Raw genomic sequence first — 14,432 nt, forward strand, 5'->3', positions numbered from 1 at the left:
TTAGATACATGAATGTAGAGCAGGAGGAAATTATGCAGAAGTATGGCGTAAACGAATTAAGAAGAATGTTTCTTGAGTTTTTTGAAAGTAAGGGACATCTGGCAATGAAGAGTTTCTCGTTAGTGCCTCATAACGATAAGAGTCTGTTACTGATCAACTCTGGTATGGCACCATTGAAACCATATTTTACAGGACAGGAGATACCACCGAGAAGACGAGTTACCACCTGTCAGAAATGTATCCGTACAGGAGATATCGAGAACGTAGGAAAGACAGCCAGACATGGTACATTTTTCGAAATGCTTGGTAACTTCTCATTTGGAGACTATTTTAAAAACGAAGCAATTCACTGGACATGGGAGTTCCTTACAGAAGTAGTGGGACTGGATCCAGATAGATTATATCCATCCATTTACCAGGATGACGATGAGGCCTTCGAGATCTGGAATAAAGAGATTGGAATTCCGGAGGAGAGAATCTTCCGTTTCGGAAAGGAAGATAACTTCTGGGAGCATGGAGCAGGACCTTGCGGACCGTGTTCAGAAGTATATTATGACCGTGGAGAAAAATATGGATGCGGAGAGCCAGGATGTACAGTCGGATGTGAATGTGACCGTTACATGGAGATCTGGAACAACGTATTTACACAGTTTGACAACGACGGACATAATAACTATACAGAATTAGAGCAGAAGAACATCGATACAGGTATGGGACTGGAACGTCTGGCATGTATCGTGCAGGATGTTGATTCCATGTTCGATATCGATACATTAAAGGCTTTAAGAGACCATGTATGTAACATGGCAGGAGTAGAATATCAGAAAGATGATAACACAGATACTTCAATCCGAGTACTGACAGACCACATCCGTTCAGTAACATTTATGATCTCTGATGGTATCCTTCCATCAAACAGCGGACGTGGATATGTATTGAGACGTCTTCTCCGCCGCGCATGTCGTCACGGAAGACTTCTTGGAATCAAGGGAGCATTCCTTGTAGAACTGGCACAGACTGTCATTGACGGATCGAAAGACGGATATCCGGAACTGGAAGAAAAGAAAGACTTTATCTTTAATGTAATCGCAAAAGAAGAAGCACAGTTTAATAAGACGATCGACCAGGGACTTTCTATTCTTGCAGACATGGAAGAAGAGATGAAGAAGAACGGAGAGACGGTTCTTTCCGGAAAGAATGCATTTAAGCTGTATGATACTTATGGATTTCCAATCGACCTGACAAGTGAGATCCTGGAAGAGAAGGGTCTGACTTATGATGAGAAAGGATTTGAAGAAGCACAGAAAGAACAACGTGCAAAATCCGAAGGAACATTCGGTACACACAACTACAGTGGTAAAGATGCAAGTGTATACGACCAACTGGAGGCAGAATTATCTTCTGAATTTGTTGGATATGACCAGCTGGAAGTGGAATCTGAAGTAACAGCTATGACAAGTGAGACAGAAGTGGTAGATGCACTGACAGACGGAGATAAAGGAACGATCATTACTGCTAAGACTCCGTTCTATGCGACGATGGGTGGACAGGAAGCTGATAAAGGCGTGATCTGTACAGAAGACGGCGAATTTGTAGTGGAAGATGTTGTGAAGCTTGCAGGTGATAAATTCGGCCATATCGGACAGGTTACAAAAGGTATGGTCAAAGTCGGTGACAAGGTAATGCTGAAAGTTGACAAAGAGAATCGTGCACTTGCTGAGAACAATCACAGTGCAACGCATCTGCTTCAGAAAGCTCTTCGCATGGTACTCGGAAATCATGTAGAACAGGCAGGGTCTCTGAACAATGCACAGAGACTGCGTTTCGACTTTACACACTTCTCTGCCATGACAGCAGAAGAACTGCAGAAGGTTGAAGATATCGTAAATGAGAAGATCCGTGAGAATCTTCCGGTTGTAATTAAAAATATGCCGATCGAAGAGGCTAAGAAGACGGGAGCTGCAGCTCTGTTCGGAGAAAAATACGGAGACATTGTACGTGTTGTAAGTATGGGTGATTTCTCTATCGAATTCTGTGGTGGTACACATGTAAAGAATACAGGAAACATCATGGCATTTAAGATCCTGTCCGAGACAGGTGTGGCTGCCGGAGTACGCCGTATTGAAGCCCTGACATCCAAAGGACTTCTGGATTACTATAGCGCTCAGGAGAAGAAGCTTCATGAGACTGCAAAATTACTGAAAACAACACCGGAAAACATCGAAGAGAAGGTTTCTCATCTGATGAATGAAAATAAGGTATTAAAGGGCGAAGTAGAGAGCCTGAAGAGCAAACTTGCAAAAGATGCCATGGGTGATGTAATGAACCAGGTAGAAGAAGTAAAAGGTGTGAAATTCCTTGCTACAAGCCTGGAAGGTGTAGATATGAACGGCCTTCGTGATCTTGGAGACCAGTTAAAAGAGAAGCTGGGCGAAGGTGTGATCCTGCTTGCTTCTGTTAATGATGGTAAAGTAAGCCTGATGGCTACCGCTACAGACGGAGCTATGAAACAGGGAGCTCATGCAGGTAACCTGATCAAAGCAGTTGCCAAATTAGTTGGCGGTGGTGGCGGCGGACGTCCGAATATGGCGCAGGCCGGCGGTAAGAATCCGGCAGGTGTAGAGGATGCTCTGAAGGCTGCAAAAGAAGCATTAGAAGGACAGCTTGCATAAAATTTTACTGTCAATTCGCGAAATTTTGCAATTTTTTCCAAAGTGGAAGAAAGTTGTTGACGTGAGAAAAAAATATGTTATAATCATATGTAGTGCAATAAAAATACCCGAACAGTCGTATGATGCACAATATAGGACTGGAGGGGAGGTTAGGTGTGAGACTATGTCAAATGTAATCGTTAAAGAAAACGAATCGTTAGATAGCGCTTTACGCAGATTCAAAAGAAACTGTGCAAAGGCTGGTATTCAGCAGGAAATTCGTAAAAGAGAACATTACGAAAAACCAAGCGTAAGACGCAAAAAGAAATCTGAAGCTGCTAGAAAACGTAAGTATAACTAATATGTGCAGAAATAGAGTGTCGTATGACACTCTATTTTTTATACCTGTGTATGTCGGAAAAGTTCATGATAAAAATATTTAAAAAAATTTTCAAAAAACATATTGACGTTTCAAAAACACAGGTATATACTGTGAATCGTTGAAAGGCAAAGGCGCCATACCCGTTTGGGTGTGGTGCCTTTTTTCGTTCTAATGACAGAGTGATAAAAGGATAGGAAAACGAACGAGATCATAATTCAACAAATTCGAAAATGAATGAAAGTGAGGAGTTTTATTATGAGATTAAAGGATACGGGACTTACAGCACAAGAGTTGAAGGACATGGTCAATAAGTATATGGTGGAGACTTATGAAAGATATGATTTCATTGCAGAGAGAGCAGAGGGCATGTATCTGTATGATGAAGAGGGAAATGCATATCTTGATTTCTACGGTGGAGTTGCCGTTAACAGCTGTGGTAACAGAAATCCAAAAGTCATTGCAGCAATCAAGGATCAGTTAGATGATATCATGCATACATTTAACTACCCATACACAATTCCACAGGCATTACTGGCTAAGAAAATCTGTGATACGATTGGAATGGATAAGATCTTTTATCAGAACTCCGGAACAGAAGCCAATGAGTGCATGATCAAGATGGCAAGAAAATACGGTGTGGATAACTTTGGACCGGAAAGATATCACATCATTACAGCAAAACATGGTTTCCATGGAAGAACATACGGAGCAATGTCTGCAACAGGACAGCCGGACAATGCCATCCAGATGGGATTCAAACCAATGCTTCCGGGATTCGATTATGCAGAATATAATAACCTTGAAGATTTCAAATCTAAGGTAACAGAGAATACGATCGCAATCATGATTGAGCCTGTACAGGGTGAAGGTGGTGTGCATCCTGCAACACAGGAATTCATTGAAGGACTTCGTAAATTATGTGATGAAAAAGATATGTTACTCCTGTTTGATGAGGTTCAGACAGGATGGGGACGTACCGGAGCACCGATGGCATACATGGGATATGGCGTGAAACCAGATGCAGTGTCCATGGCAAAAGCAGTCGGAGGCGGAATGCCATTAGCAGCATGCTGTGCAACAGAGAAAGTAGCAAAAGAATTTACGGCAGGAACACATGGTTCTACATATGGCGGACACTGTGTAACATGTGCAGCAGGTCTTGCATCTGTAACAGAAATTCTTGATAATAACTTAAGTGAAAATGCAAAAGAAATGGGAGAATACATGAAACAGGAACTTGCAAAACTCCCGCATGTGAAAGAAGCAAGAGGACGTGGACTGCTGGTCGGATGTGAATATGATATTCCGATCGCTGTAGAGGTAAAACACGGATGCCTTGACAGAATGGCACTGATCACAGCAATCGGAGACAGTGTAAACCGTATGATCCCGCCACTTATCGTAACAAAGAAACAGATTGATGAGTTGATGTTGATCATGAGAGCGTCTATCGAAGATGCAGCTGCAAAATACTAATTCAGACAATACCACAATTTTGATTCATAAAACTACCTTTAAAAAGAGGCTGCCGGCAATTATGCTGGCAGCCTCTTACGTATTATGCTTCTTCTTCATCGGGAACGGGTTCGGGAACCTCTGTATCCCCGTTGTATTCAATGTCCGGAAGTAGTTCAAAATAAAAATCCTGATATTCTTTTGAAAGCGCCTGGATAATCTCTTTCTGCACAGATTTGAATTTGGAAATAGAAATCATATCACGGTTCATGGTGATATACACGCTGATCCATAATTTCCGTCCGGTACGCAGGATATCATAATATAATTTTGTGTCCCCGTATGTAGCAAGGATCGGAGATACGATATCTTTGATTTCCTGAACCGTTTCTTCTTCCGGTGGGAGTAAGAACAGATCCCTAAGTCCCGTAATCACGGTTTTTACCGGAACCGGAAGCATGAAAAGTGACAGAATGATTGCCAGTGCCGGGTCAAGATAAGGAATCAACGGCTGAAACCATTCTCCGGTTATGATCTGCGGCAGAAAGAATGCGATGCACATACCAAATGATGCAACAGAGTCGATCTGCCATTCCTGGATCTCCATGATCACGATCGGTGAAGTCAGTTTGCTGTTCATCCTGCGAAGCAGGAAGATTACAGCAATACTGACTAAGGTGGCACTCATTTCAAAATACGCAACCATGGAAAAGTTGACATGCTGGCCGCCGTGGAAGATGATCTGGATGTTGTTAATGATCAGTCCGACGGTAACAGCAATCATGATCGCACCTTTTACAACAACAAATAAGGATTCAATCTGCTGGTAACCAAATGGGTGGCTTTCGCTGGACGGCTTGTACATCAGCGGAACCAGTGAAAGTGACACGAATACCATCAGAATCTCGACGCCGTCATAGACACTGTCCAGAAGGACGGCCTGCGACCTTGTGATGACCGCCATAACGATCTCCAGGATTACGAAAATCGTACTTCCTGTGATGGAGATACGGAGTGCGGATTTTTCGTATTTCTGTTTATTCCGGCTAGAATGCATAATGTATCTTCTCCTTTGGCAAAATAGAATCAAGTTCATGGTAGAGTCGTGCGATCGGAAGGCCGACTACATTATTATAATCACCTTCGATCCCTTTTACGTGGATGGCAAATACGCTCTGGATGCCGTAAGCGCCGGCTTTGTCAAGAGAATCACCGCTGTCAACATAAGTATGAAGATCCTCTTTTGTGACTGGATAAAATGTAACATCCGTTTTTTCGTAAAATGTATGTAGGATCTGCTTCCCGCTGATATGTCCTGCGAATGTGACTCCGGTATAGACTTGATGTGTGCGGTCCGCGAGCATGGAAAGCATATCAAAGGCTTCCTCGTTATCAGCCGGTTTTCCGAGAATCTCACCGCGATAAGATACAATGGTGTCGGCACCGATCACGATACAGTCTTCTGTCTGATATGCAGGATTATCTTTTATCCGTGATTCGTATACATCAAGAGCTTTTTGATATGCCAGTTCCATCACGACATCGGATGGAATATCTTTTGTAATCTTTTCCTTAACTGCAGACGGGATAACATCAAAAGAAAATCCTGCCTGGGTAAGCAGCTCCTGCCGTCTGGGAGAAGCTGAGGCTAATACGTATTTCATGACTTTTTCTCCTTGTGACTTTTTAGATATAAAGGTGTCAGAGGCAGAGATCCCCCGACAACATCAATTATAGTATAGCATAAAATGAAAAAAACAGAAATTTATAAGAAATAAATTTGTAATGTAAAAATTGCAATCGCTGTGCAGATTCGATATAATGTTAACAAGTATAAGTATCAGAAACGGAGGTTTAGTGTTATGTATATCAGTGAAATAAGGACAAAAGCACCGGCAGACGAGAGAATGCCGTTAGAGCGTAAATTCTATGATACATTGGAAAAATTAAAAATCCCATATGAACAGGTAGACAATGATCCGGCATCTTCTATGGAAGAATGTGCGGAAGTAGACAAGGCGATCGGAACGGAGATACGGAAGAATGTGTTCCTATGTAATCAGAAGAAGACGACATTCTTCTTGCTGGTGATGCCGGCCGATAAAGCGTTTGACACGTCTTCTTTCAGTAAGAAGCTGGGCGTATCCCATATGTCATTCGCACCACCGGAGAAGATGCTGGAACATCTTGGTACAACACCGGGATCTGCAAGTGTTGCGGGACTTCTGACGGATGAAGATGATTATGTGCAGGTGATCATAGATAAGGAAGTTGCAGAGGCAGAATGGTTCGGATGCAATCCGGGGATCAATACCAGCCATTTGAAATTCAAGACAAAAGATCTGCTTCAGAAATATCTTCCGGCGATTCATCACAGAGCAAGGATTGTGGATCTGTAGAGTGCAGAAAAAACGCAAAAGCAGACTTCTAAAAGAAAGAGAAGAAAATAAAAAGGAATAGTAGCAGTTACAAAAATATGAAGACATCAGAAGATTTAAAACAGATATTGGAACGCATTGATCACAGGGGATATCCGGCATATAAGGATACAAGAGGCGTATACCAGTTTGGAACATATATACTGGGAATTGATCATGTACAGGGAGATCCGTTTGCAGCACCGTCCAGGTTACATATACAGGTGGCCGGAAGAGCAGTACGGATTCCGAAAGAACTATATGACAGCAAACATAAAAAGACGGCGGTGGCAGATTATCTGCTGCGAAATTTTGCAAAGCAGCTGGAACGGCATTCGTTTCAGGCACATGGTTCCGGAAAAAGCGGAATTATTCAGGTGACGAGATGTGGTCAGGAAGTGCTGGAACGTACGGCGTGTGAGATAGATGAAAAGACAGGGGATGTGACTGTCCGCTTTGAAGTCGGATTTCCGGCAAGAGGACGTACGATACAGGCAGGAGAGCTGGTTAAAATTCTTTATCAATATCTCCCGGCATGTGTGGAAAAAGCATTATATTATAAAAATATGGACCGCAATGCAGTAAAGCAGGCAGCAGAACTTTCCGTGGATCAGGAATATATCCGTGAACAGTTGAAAAAAGAAGGACTGGTCGCATTTGTTGCTGACGGATCTATACTTCCGAGAGAATCGGGGGTTTCCAAGAGACCGATGAAGGATGCGGTACCGTTTGCTTCACCAGATTCTATGAGAATTACTATGAAGCTTCCATATAAAGGTATGCTTACCGGAATGGGGATCCGAAAGGGGGTTACCTTGATCGTAGGTGGCGGCTACCATGGCAAATCTACACTTTTGAAAGCATTAGAAAGTGGTGTATATCCACATGTTGCGGGAGACGGAAGAGAATATGTGGTCACGGATGATACGGCAATGAAGATCCGTGCGGAAGACGGAAGAAGTATCCGGCATACAGATATTTCCATGTTTATCAATGATCTGCCAAATGGAAAAGATACTTATGCGTTCGATACAGAAGATGCGAGCGGAAGTACATCACAGGCGGCAAATGTCATAGAAAGCATGGAAGCGGGAACACAGGTATTCCTGATTGATGAAGATACAAGTGCAACGAACTTTATGGTCAGGGATGAACTGATGCAGCAGGTGATTCACCGTGATATGGAGCCGATCACACCATTTATTGAGCGAGTGAGGGAGCTTTATCGGGAATATGGAATATCGACCGTGCTGGTAGCGGGAAGTTCCGGATCCTATTTCCAGATTGCGGATCAGATCGTTCAGATGGATAAGTATGTTCCGAAAGAAATTACGGAACTTGCAAAGAAAGCAGCTGCAGACTATCCGGCATTGAAGTTCCCGGAAGAAAAGCCAAAAGAGCCATCCTATGACCGGAAAGTACGCAGAAATCCGGGTATTCGACAGAAAGGCAGAGTAAAATTGAAAACAATGGGGCGTGATGCAATCATGATCGGTCATGAGACGATCGATCTGCGGTATGTGGAACAGCTCGTGGACAGTGAACAGTTGAATACGCTGGGGCAGATTGTGCGCTTTCTGGAAGAGGAGGTATTTGATGGAAAGAAGACGCTTGGACAGGCTGTGGAACAGGCGGAGAAGCTGTTGGATAAAAGGGGACCTGCCGGAATGTGTGAAGGAAACATTGTACCGGGCAATCTTGCAAGACCGCGTATACAGGAGATTTATGCCTGTATGAACCGTTACAGAAAGCTTGGAACAGACAGGAAAGAGAGGGGATAGAATATGAGAGTCATTGCTGGAAGTGCAAGAAGAACACAGTTAAAGACGTTAGAAGGCATGGATACCAGACCGACGACAGACAGGATCAAGGAGACATTGTTTAACATGATCGCTCCATATTTATATGACAGCATCTTTCTGGATCTGTTTGCCGGAAGCGGCGGAATCGGGATTGAAGCTCTGAGCAGGGGAGCAATGGAATCTGTATTTGTAGAGAAAAATCCAAAAGCTATGGCATGTGTCAAAGAGAACCTTCAGAAGACGCATTTTGAAAGAAAAGGGATGACCATGCAGATGGATGTGATGACAGCTCTCTATAAATTAGAGGGAGAAAAGCAGTTCGATTATATATTTATGGATCCACCGTATAATCATGAATTAGAAAAAAGCGTGCTGACTTATCTTGCGGAATCATCGCTTTTGTCAGAGGAAGGAATCATCATTGTAGAAGCTTCCAAAGAGACAGAATTTGATTACGCGGAAGATCTCGGATATCATATCATCAAAGAAAAAGAATATAAAACAAACAAGCATGTATTTTTGGAACCTGCGGGAAGGAAAGAAATATGTTAACTGGAATCTATCCGGGAAGCTTTGACCCGGTTACATACGGACATCTGGATATCATCAGAAGATCTGCCGGAATGGTGGATGAACTGACAGTCGGAGTGTTGAATAATAAAGCAAAAACCCCGTTGTTTTCCGTAGAAGAACGTGTTAAAATGTTAGAGGAAGTAACGAAAGACATAGCAAATGTTAAGATTATTCCATTTGAAGGACTGCTGGTGGATTTTGCCCATAAGCTGGATGCGAAGATTGTAATAAGGGGACTGCGGGCAATCACCGATTTTGAATATGAGTTACAGATGGCGCAGACAAATCATAAGCTTGCGTCGGATGTTGAGACAGTTTTTCTGACAACGAATCTGCAGTATTCATATTTAAGCTCTACTACAGTGAAAGAAGTAGCGGCCTTCGGAGGAGATATATCCCAATTTGTGCCGGAATACATAGAGCAGAAAGTCTGGGAGAAAATGAAACATAGAAGGAGAGTGTAAATATTATGAGCAGCCGTATTGAGCAGATCATAGAGGAAATTGAAGAGTATATCGACAGCTGTAAATTCCAGCCGTTGTCGACAACAAAAATAATTGTAAATAAAGATCAGATGGACGAACTGTTAAGAGAGCTTCGTATGAAAACACCGGATGAGATCAAGCGTTACCAGAAGATCATTGCGAACAAGGATGCGATTCTGGCTGATGCACAGGCAAAAGCAGACGGCATGATCCAGGAAGCACAGATTCAGACAAATGAGCTGGTAAGTGAGCATGAGATTATGCAGCAGGCATATGCACAGGCAAACGAGATCGTAACCGCAGCAACTGCACAGGCACAGCAGATACTGGACAATGCAACGAACGATGCAAACCAGATCCGTGTCGGAGCCATTCACTATACAGATGATCTCCTTTCTCAGGCGGAGAGTGCGATTGGACGCACACTGGATACATATACATCGAAGTATGACAGTCTTGTAAACTCTCTTCAGGAATGTTACGACATGGTACGTAACAACAGAGCAGAGCTTGATGTTCCGCCGGAGACAGAACAGAATGTACAGCAGGAGTATCCGCAGGATCAATATCCGGCAGAAGAATATCCGCAGGATACTTATGAGCAGGATACTTACGGACAGGATGATTATCTGGATGATGGAAATTCATATCCGGATGATATGCCGATTTCTGATTATGATATTCAGGAAGACGATACATTGGATTAAGATACAATCAAATAGCATATATGTAAGCGGAGATAAGAAGACTGGTTACCAATGCGGTGACCAGTTTTGCTGTTATATAGGGAAGAATCGGTAATTGGCTGCTGGAGATCATGGAATATGTTTGGGCGATGCAACACCATCCGCCGAAAGAGGTCAGGAAAGCGCAGAGGATAATCTTCTCAGTTGTATATAATGCAGATGAAAAGAGCAGTCTGATTCCGGTGCTGATCTCCAGACTGGAATACAGAAGAAGCGAAAAGATAGTGTTTGGAAGAACCGAAGCAAGCAGTTGTATCAGGACAGAGAACATCATCATATATCCTCCGACTTTTGTGACGGATTCGAATGCATTCAAGATACAACGGTCAAGAAAGCTGTCAGAGATACTTTCAGATGGATTGGAGAAAGGACCGGGTGTTACCTGTGGAAAGGAACAAGAGGATTCTGGCAGGCGGTAGAAGAGGCGGAAGATAAAACTCAACATAAGCGGTGTAAATGTAAGAATCAGGAAAAAAGGAATGCAAAGATTACGTTCCTTCATATTTTGGGCCACTACATAGCTTAAGATAAAAGCAGGGCTTGTATTGTTGCAGAAAGATAAAAGGTAAGAGGCTTCCGAACGCGAGATTTTATTGACATTCAGAAGATCAGAGGTGGTCTTCGCACCCATCGGATATCCACATAAGAATCCGGTGAGTACTGCGAATGTGCCATAATAAGAGGTGCCGAGAAGCGGACATAAAAAAGTGGATGTGATACGGCAGATCCAGTGAAGTGCAGGTGTGCAGATCAGAACATTGATCAGTATCATATAAGGAAGCAATGTGGGAAGGACATGCCGGAACCACAGAACAAGTCCGTAACTGGCACCGGTAAAGACTGTCTGCGGAAATGACAGCATGCTAAAAAACAGAATCAATATCGGAATGGTAAGGGCAGGATGTCTGGACATGTGATCACCCGGAGAACCTTGTTAATTCATTGTATGGATAAGGTTGATTTTTTATGAAGACTGTTAGATAATAGATATCAGTGTAACATAGGAGGAATGTAGGAAAATGGCAGTATTAAATGAATTAGAACCGAAAGAAGTCTTTCGCTTTTTTGAAGAAATAAGTGCAATCCCGAGAGGAAGCCGCGATACAAAGCGCATCAGTGATTATCTGGTCGCATTTGCAAAAGAAAGAGACTTGAAAGTGATTCAGGACGAAGTGAATAATGTAATCATATTTCAGCCAGGAACACCCGGATATGAGGAAAGCGAACCTGTAATCTTGCAGGGGCATATGGATATGGTATGTGAAAAGACATCGGAATCCACACATGATTTTGAAAATGACGGATTGGAATTGTATGTGGAAGATGGATTTTTAAAGGCAAAAGATACCACTCTTGGGGGAGATGACGGAGTTGCTGTCGCAATGGCACTTGCACTGCTGGATAGCAGAGAGATTCCACATCCGCCAATTGAGGCAGTATTTACCGTGGACGAAGAACTTGGAATGGAAGGCGCGGAAGCTATCGACCTGACTGTACTAAAAGGGAAAAAACTCATCAATCTGGATTCGGAAGAAGAGAAGACCCTGACGGTTGGATGTGCGGGCGGAGTCCGCTATCAGGGACTGATCCCTGTAGAAAAAGAGACGGCATCCGGTGATGAGATCAAGATTACCATCCAGGGACTTCTTGGAGGACATTCCGGAGAAGAAATCCACAGACAGCGTGGCAATGCAAATAAGATGATGGCACGTCTGTTGTATCACATTGCAGAAGAAAAGAGTTACTGTTTAAGTGAGATTTACGGCGGCTCTAAAGACAACGTGATCGCAATGGAAGCACATGCATCTCTCGTAGCAGCACCGGAAGATACCGAACAGATACTGGCCATGATCCGGAATATGGAGGATGTATGGAATGCGGAATTCATGGGAGAAGAACCTGGTCTGACAGTAAAAACAGAAACAGAAAAAAATACAGATACAGTAGTGTTCTCAAAAGATACTACGCAAAAAGTAGTAGGGTATCTGAAGGCGAGCCCAAATGGATTAAAAGAATACAGCCGTAAGGTTGCCGGCGCGACAGAAACTTCCTTAAATCTTGGTGTTGTATCTATGAAAGAAAACGGTGTGGAAGCTGCTTTCCTGATCAGAAGCGCCGTGGACAGCAGAAAGCAGCAGGTATTGGAAGAAGTCGATGCTGTGACAAAAGCGTTCGGAGGAACAGGAACAATTTCCAGTGCATATCAGGCATGGCAATACAAACCAAAGTCAGAGCTCCGTCCGGTCATGATAGAAGCATATAAAGAAATCTACGGAAAAGAACCGGAGATATGCATTATCCATGGCGGACTGGAGTGCGGAATCTTCCTTGGAAAACGGCCAGATCTGGATTGTGTATCTTGCGGACCGGATGTTCTGGATATTCATTCATATAATGAACGTCTGGATATTGCATCTACGCAGAGAAGCTGGGAATTCCTGAAACTGGTACTTAAGAACTGCAAATAACAGGAAATAATAACAACATTCATAATGACGACAGTAAGACAGTCAGAACAAGAAAAAGATGACGGAGGATAAATATATGGAACTGCCAGCAGCATTTGAGGAGAAGATGCGGGCACTTCTGCAAGAAGAGTTCGACGACTATATTGCCTGCTATAAAGAACCAAGATACTATGGCATGCGTGTAAATACAGGTAAGATATCTGTGGAAGAATTTGAAAAGATATGTCCGTTTGAGATCAGAAAGATCCCGTGGATCGAAAATGGATTCTATTATGACGGGGACAAAGTGTCTCCTGCAAAGCATCCGTATTATTTTGCCGGCCTTTATTATCTTCAGGAGCCGAGTGCCATGACACCGGCGAACCGTCTTCCGGTAGAGCCGGGAGATAAGGTTCTGGATGTATGTGCGGCTCCGGGAGGAAAGGCGACAGAATTAGGAGCAAAATTACAGGGAGAAGGCGTGCTGATCGCCAACGATATCAGCAGTTCGAGAGCCAAGGGACTGCTTAAGAATATTGAGGTATTCGGAATCGGAAATGTTCTGGTGTTAAGTGAGGAACCAGGACGTCTGGAGAATTATTTTACGGAATATTTTGACAAGATCCTGATCGATGCACCATGTTCCGGAGAAGGAATGTTCCGAAAAGATAAAAAGATGGTAAAAGCATGGGAAGAACACGGACCGGAATTCTTCAGTAATCTGCAGCGGAATATCATTCTGCAGGCTGCAAGAATGTTAAAGCCGGGCGGTCTCATGCTGTATTCGACGTGTACATTTGATCCAAGTGAAAATGAGAGAATCATTGAACACCTGAAAAAAGAATATCCGGAATTCCATGTACTTCCGATGGAAAACTATGAGGGATTCTGCCCGGGAATACCGGAAGTGACAGAAGAAAAGGATGAAGAACTGAAAAAAACAGTCCGCATCTTCCCGCACAAGATGAAAGGGGAGGGACATTACGTTGCCCTTCTGCAAAAGGGAGAACCATTGCCGGCAAAAGAGCTGAAACCAAAGAAGAAATCAGGAAAAATTCCGGCAGATCTGGAAGAATTCATGAAACAGGTAACATGGAAACTGGATGGTTCCAGACTGGATATCCATGGAGAGCGCATTTACTATATGCCGGAAGGGCTTCCGGATGTGAGAGGAATCCGTTTCTTAAGAACCGGACTGCTGCTTGGAGAACTGAAGAAGAACCGTTTTGAACCGAGCCAGGCATTTGCCATGTGCCTGAAAAAGGATGAATATGCACAGATCATCGATCTTCCATGCGAAGATGAAAGAGTCAGACGTTATCTGAAAGGGGAGACGCTGGATGTAGATGATCTGACAGAGAGAAAGGCAAAAGGCTGGTATCTGGTCTGTGTAGACGGATTCCCGCTTGGATGGGGAAAAGTATCGAATGGTACGTTGAAGAACAAATATCTGCCGGGATGGAGGCTGTGTTAA

Annotated in this window: 13 protein-coding genes; 10 read left to right on the forward strand and 3 right to left on the reverse strand. The window is 43.3% G+C overall.

Translation table 11 applies throughout. The features are described from left to right. The first annotated feature begins 32 nt into the window (after positions 1–32). The 3 genes from alaS to GT508_RS02545 all read left to right on the forward strand — a co-directional run bounded on the left by alaS (position 33) and on the right by GT508_RS02545 (position 4,509). Positions 33–2,672, forward strand: a complete 2,640-nt coding sequence (gene alaS / locus GT508_RS02535; protein ID WP_161143508.1) for an alanine--tRNA ligase — start codon at positions 33–35, stop codon at positions 2,670–2,672. Positions 2,673–2,835: 163 nt separating this feature from the next. Next, complete coding sequence (gene rpsU / locus GT508_RS02540) at positions 2,836–3,012, forward strand: 30S ribosomal protein S21 (RefSeq protein WP_005603101.1); 177 nt, start codon at positions 2,836–2,838, stop codon at positions 3,010–3,012. A gap of 276 nt (positions 3,013–3,288) precedes the next feature. Continuing rightward, a complete protein-coding gene (locus GT508_RS02545) occupies positions 3,289–4,509 on the forward strand; it encodes an aspartate aminotransferase family protein (RefSeq protein ID WP_118224092.1) in 1,221 nt (406 codons plus the stop codon). An 82-nt stretch (positions 4,510–4,591) separates the two neighbouring features. On the opposite strand, the gene GT508_RS02550 is transcribed toward GT508_RS02545, so the two are convergent. Beyond that, positions 4,592–5,545, reverse strand: coding sequence for a cation diffusion facilitator family transporter (locus tag GT508_RS02550; RefSeq protein WP_118377835.1), 954 nt, complete (start codon positions 5,543–5,545; stop codon positions 4,592–4,594). Further along, complete coding sequence (locus GT508_RS02555; RefSeq protein ID WP_161143509.1) at positions 5,535–6,152, reverse strand: Maf family protein; 618 nt, start codon at positions 6,150–6,152, stop codon at positions 5,535–5,537. The genes GT508_RS02550 and GT508_RS02555 overlap by 11 nt, the downstream gene beginning before the upstream one ends. A 198-nt stretch (positions 6,153–6,350) precedes the next feature. On the opposite strand from GT508_RS02555, the gene GT508_RS02560 reads away from it, so the two are divergent. The 5 genes from GT508_RS02560 to GT508_RS02580 all read left to right on the forward strand — a co-directional run bounded on the left by GT508_RS02560 (position 6,351) and on the right by GT508_RS02580 (position 10,472). After that, a complete protein-coding gene (locus tag GT508_RS02560; RefSeq protein ID WP_006426481.1) occupies positions 6,351–6,887 on the forward strand; it encodes a prolyl-tRNA synthetase associated domain-containing protein in 537 nt (178 codons plus the stop codon). A gap of 77 nt (positions 6,888–6,964) precedes the next feature. After that, entirely contained in the window at positions 6,965–8,686 is a 1,722-nt protein-coding gene (locus GT508_RS02565) for an ABC-ATPase domain-containing protein (protein ID WP_161143510.1), read from the forward strand. A 3-nt stretch (positions 8,687–8,689) separates the two neighbouring features. Further along, on the forward strand, positions 8,690–9,259 hold the full coding sequence (gene rsmD, locus GT508_RS02570) for a 16S rRNA (guanine(966)-N(2))-methyltransferase RsmD (RefSeq protein ID WP_055283492.1): 570 nt from the start codon (positions 8,690–8,692) through the stop codon (positions 9,257–9,259). Further along, on the forward strand, positions 9,253–9,744 hold the full coding sequence (coaD, locus tag GT508_RS02575) for a pantetheine-phosphate adenylyltransferase (RefSeq protein WP_161143511.1): 492 nt from the start codon (positions 9,253–9,255) through the stop codon (positions 9,742–9,744). Before rsmD ends, coaD begins: the two co-directional genes overlap by 7 nt. 5 nt (positions 9,745–9,749) lie before the next feature. Further along, entirely contained in the window at positions 9,750–10,472 is a 723-nt protein-coding gene (locus GT508_RS02580) for a hypothetical protein (protein WP_028085748.1), read from the forward strand. Positions 10,473–10,479: 7 nt separating this feature from the next. On the opposite strand, the gene GT508_RS02585 is transcribed toward GT508_RS02580, so the two are convergent. Continuing rightward, positions 10,480–11,424, reverse strand: a complete 945-nt coding sequence (locus tag GT508_RS02585; protein ID WP_243144051.1) for a transporter — start codon at positions 11,422–11,424, stop codon at positions 10,480–10,482. Between the two features lie 106 nt (positions 11,425–11,530). Here GT508_RS02585 and GT508_RS02590 point away from each other — a divergent pair, with 106 nt between their 5' ends. Both GT508_RS02590 and GT508_RS02595 read left to right on the forward strand, forming a co-directional pair. Continuing rightward, positions 11,531–12,979 (forward strand): aminoacyl-histidine dipeptidase, encoded by a 1,449-nt coding sequence (locus GT508_RS02590; protein WP_161143512.1) that lies wholly within the window; start codon positions 11,531–11,533, stop codon positions 12,977–12,979. Between the two features lie 76 nt (positions 12,980–13,055). Next, on the forward strand, positions 13,056–14,432 hold the full coding sequence (locus GT508_RS02595) for an RsmF rRNA methyltransferase first C-terminal domain-containing protein (protein ID WP_161143513.1): 1,377 nt from the start codon (positions 13,056–13,058) through the stop codon (positions 14,430–14,432).

This window comes from Dorea sp. BIOML-A1, assembly GCF_009875615.1.
GTDB lineage: Bacteria > Bacillota > Clostridia > Lachnospirales > Lachnospiraceae > Dorea_A > Dorea_A amylophila.

Excerpts from the sequence above, each read along its gene's own strand:
- alaS (WP_161143508.1), top strand. The coding sequence starts at position 33 with ATGCAGAAGTATGGCGTAAACGAATTAAGAAGAATGTTTCTTGAGTTT.
- rpsU (WP_005603101.1), top strand. The coding sequence starts at position 2,836 with ATGTCAAATGTAATCGTTAAAGAAAACGAATCGTTAGATAGCGCTTTA.
- GT508_RS02545 (WP_118224092.1), top strand. The coding sequence starts at position 3,289 with ATGAGATTAAAGGATACGGGACTTACAGCACAAGAGTTGAAGGACATG.
- GT508_RS02550 (WP_118377835.1), bottom strand. The coding sequence starts at position 5,545 with ATGCATTCTAGCCGGAATAAACAGAAATACGAAAAATCCGCACTCCGT.
- GT508_RS02555 (WP_161143509.1), bottom strand. The coding sequence starts at position 6,152 with ATGAAATACGTATTAGCCTCAGCTTCTCCCAGACGGCAGGAGCTGCTT.
- GT508_RS02560 (WP_006426481.1), top strand. The coding sequence starts at position 6,351 with ATGTATATCAGTGAAATAAGGACAAAAGCACCGGCAGACGAGAGAATG.
- GT508_RS02565 (WP_161143510.1), top strand. The coding sequence starts at position 6,965 with ATGAAGACATCAGAAGATTTAAAACAGATATTGGAACGCATTGATCAC.
- rsmD (WP_055283492.1), top strand. The coding sequence starts at position 8,690 with ATGAGAGTCATTGCTGGAAGTGCAAGAAGAACACAGTTAAAGACGTTA.
- coaD (WP_161143511.1), top strand. The coding sequence starts at position 9,253 with ATGTTAACTGGAATCTATCCGGGAAGCTTTGACCCGGTTACATACGGA.
- GT508_RS02580 (WP_028085748.1), top strand. The coding sequence starts at position 9,750 with ATGAGCAGCCGTATTGAGCAGATCATAGAGGAAATTGAAGAGTATATC.
- GT508_RS02585 (WP_243144051.1), bottom strand. The coding sequence starts at position 11,424 with ATGTCCAGACATCCTGCCCTTACCATTCCGATATTGATTCTGTTTTTT.
- GT508_RS02590 (WP_161143512.1), top strand. The coding sequence starts at position 11,531 with ATGGCAGTATTAAATGAATTAGAACCGAAAGAAGTCTTTCGCTTTTTT.
- GT508_RS02595 (WP_161143513.1), top strand. The coding sequence starts at position 13,056 with ATGGAACTGCCAGCAGCATTTGAGGAGAAGATGCGGGCACTTCTGCAA.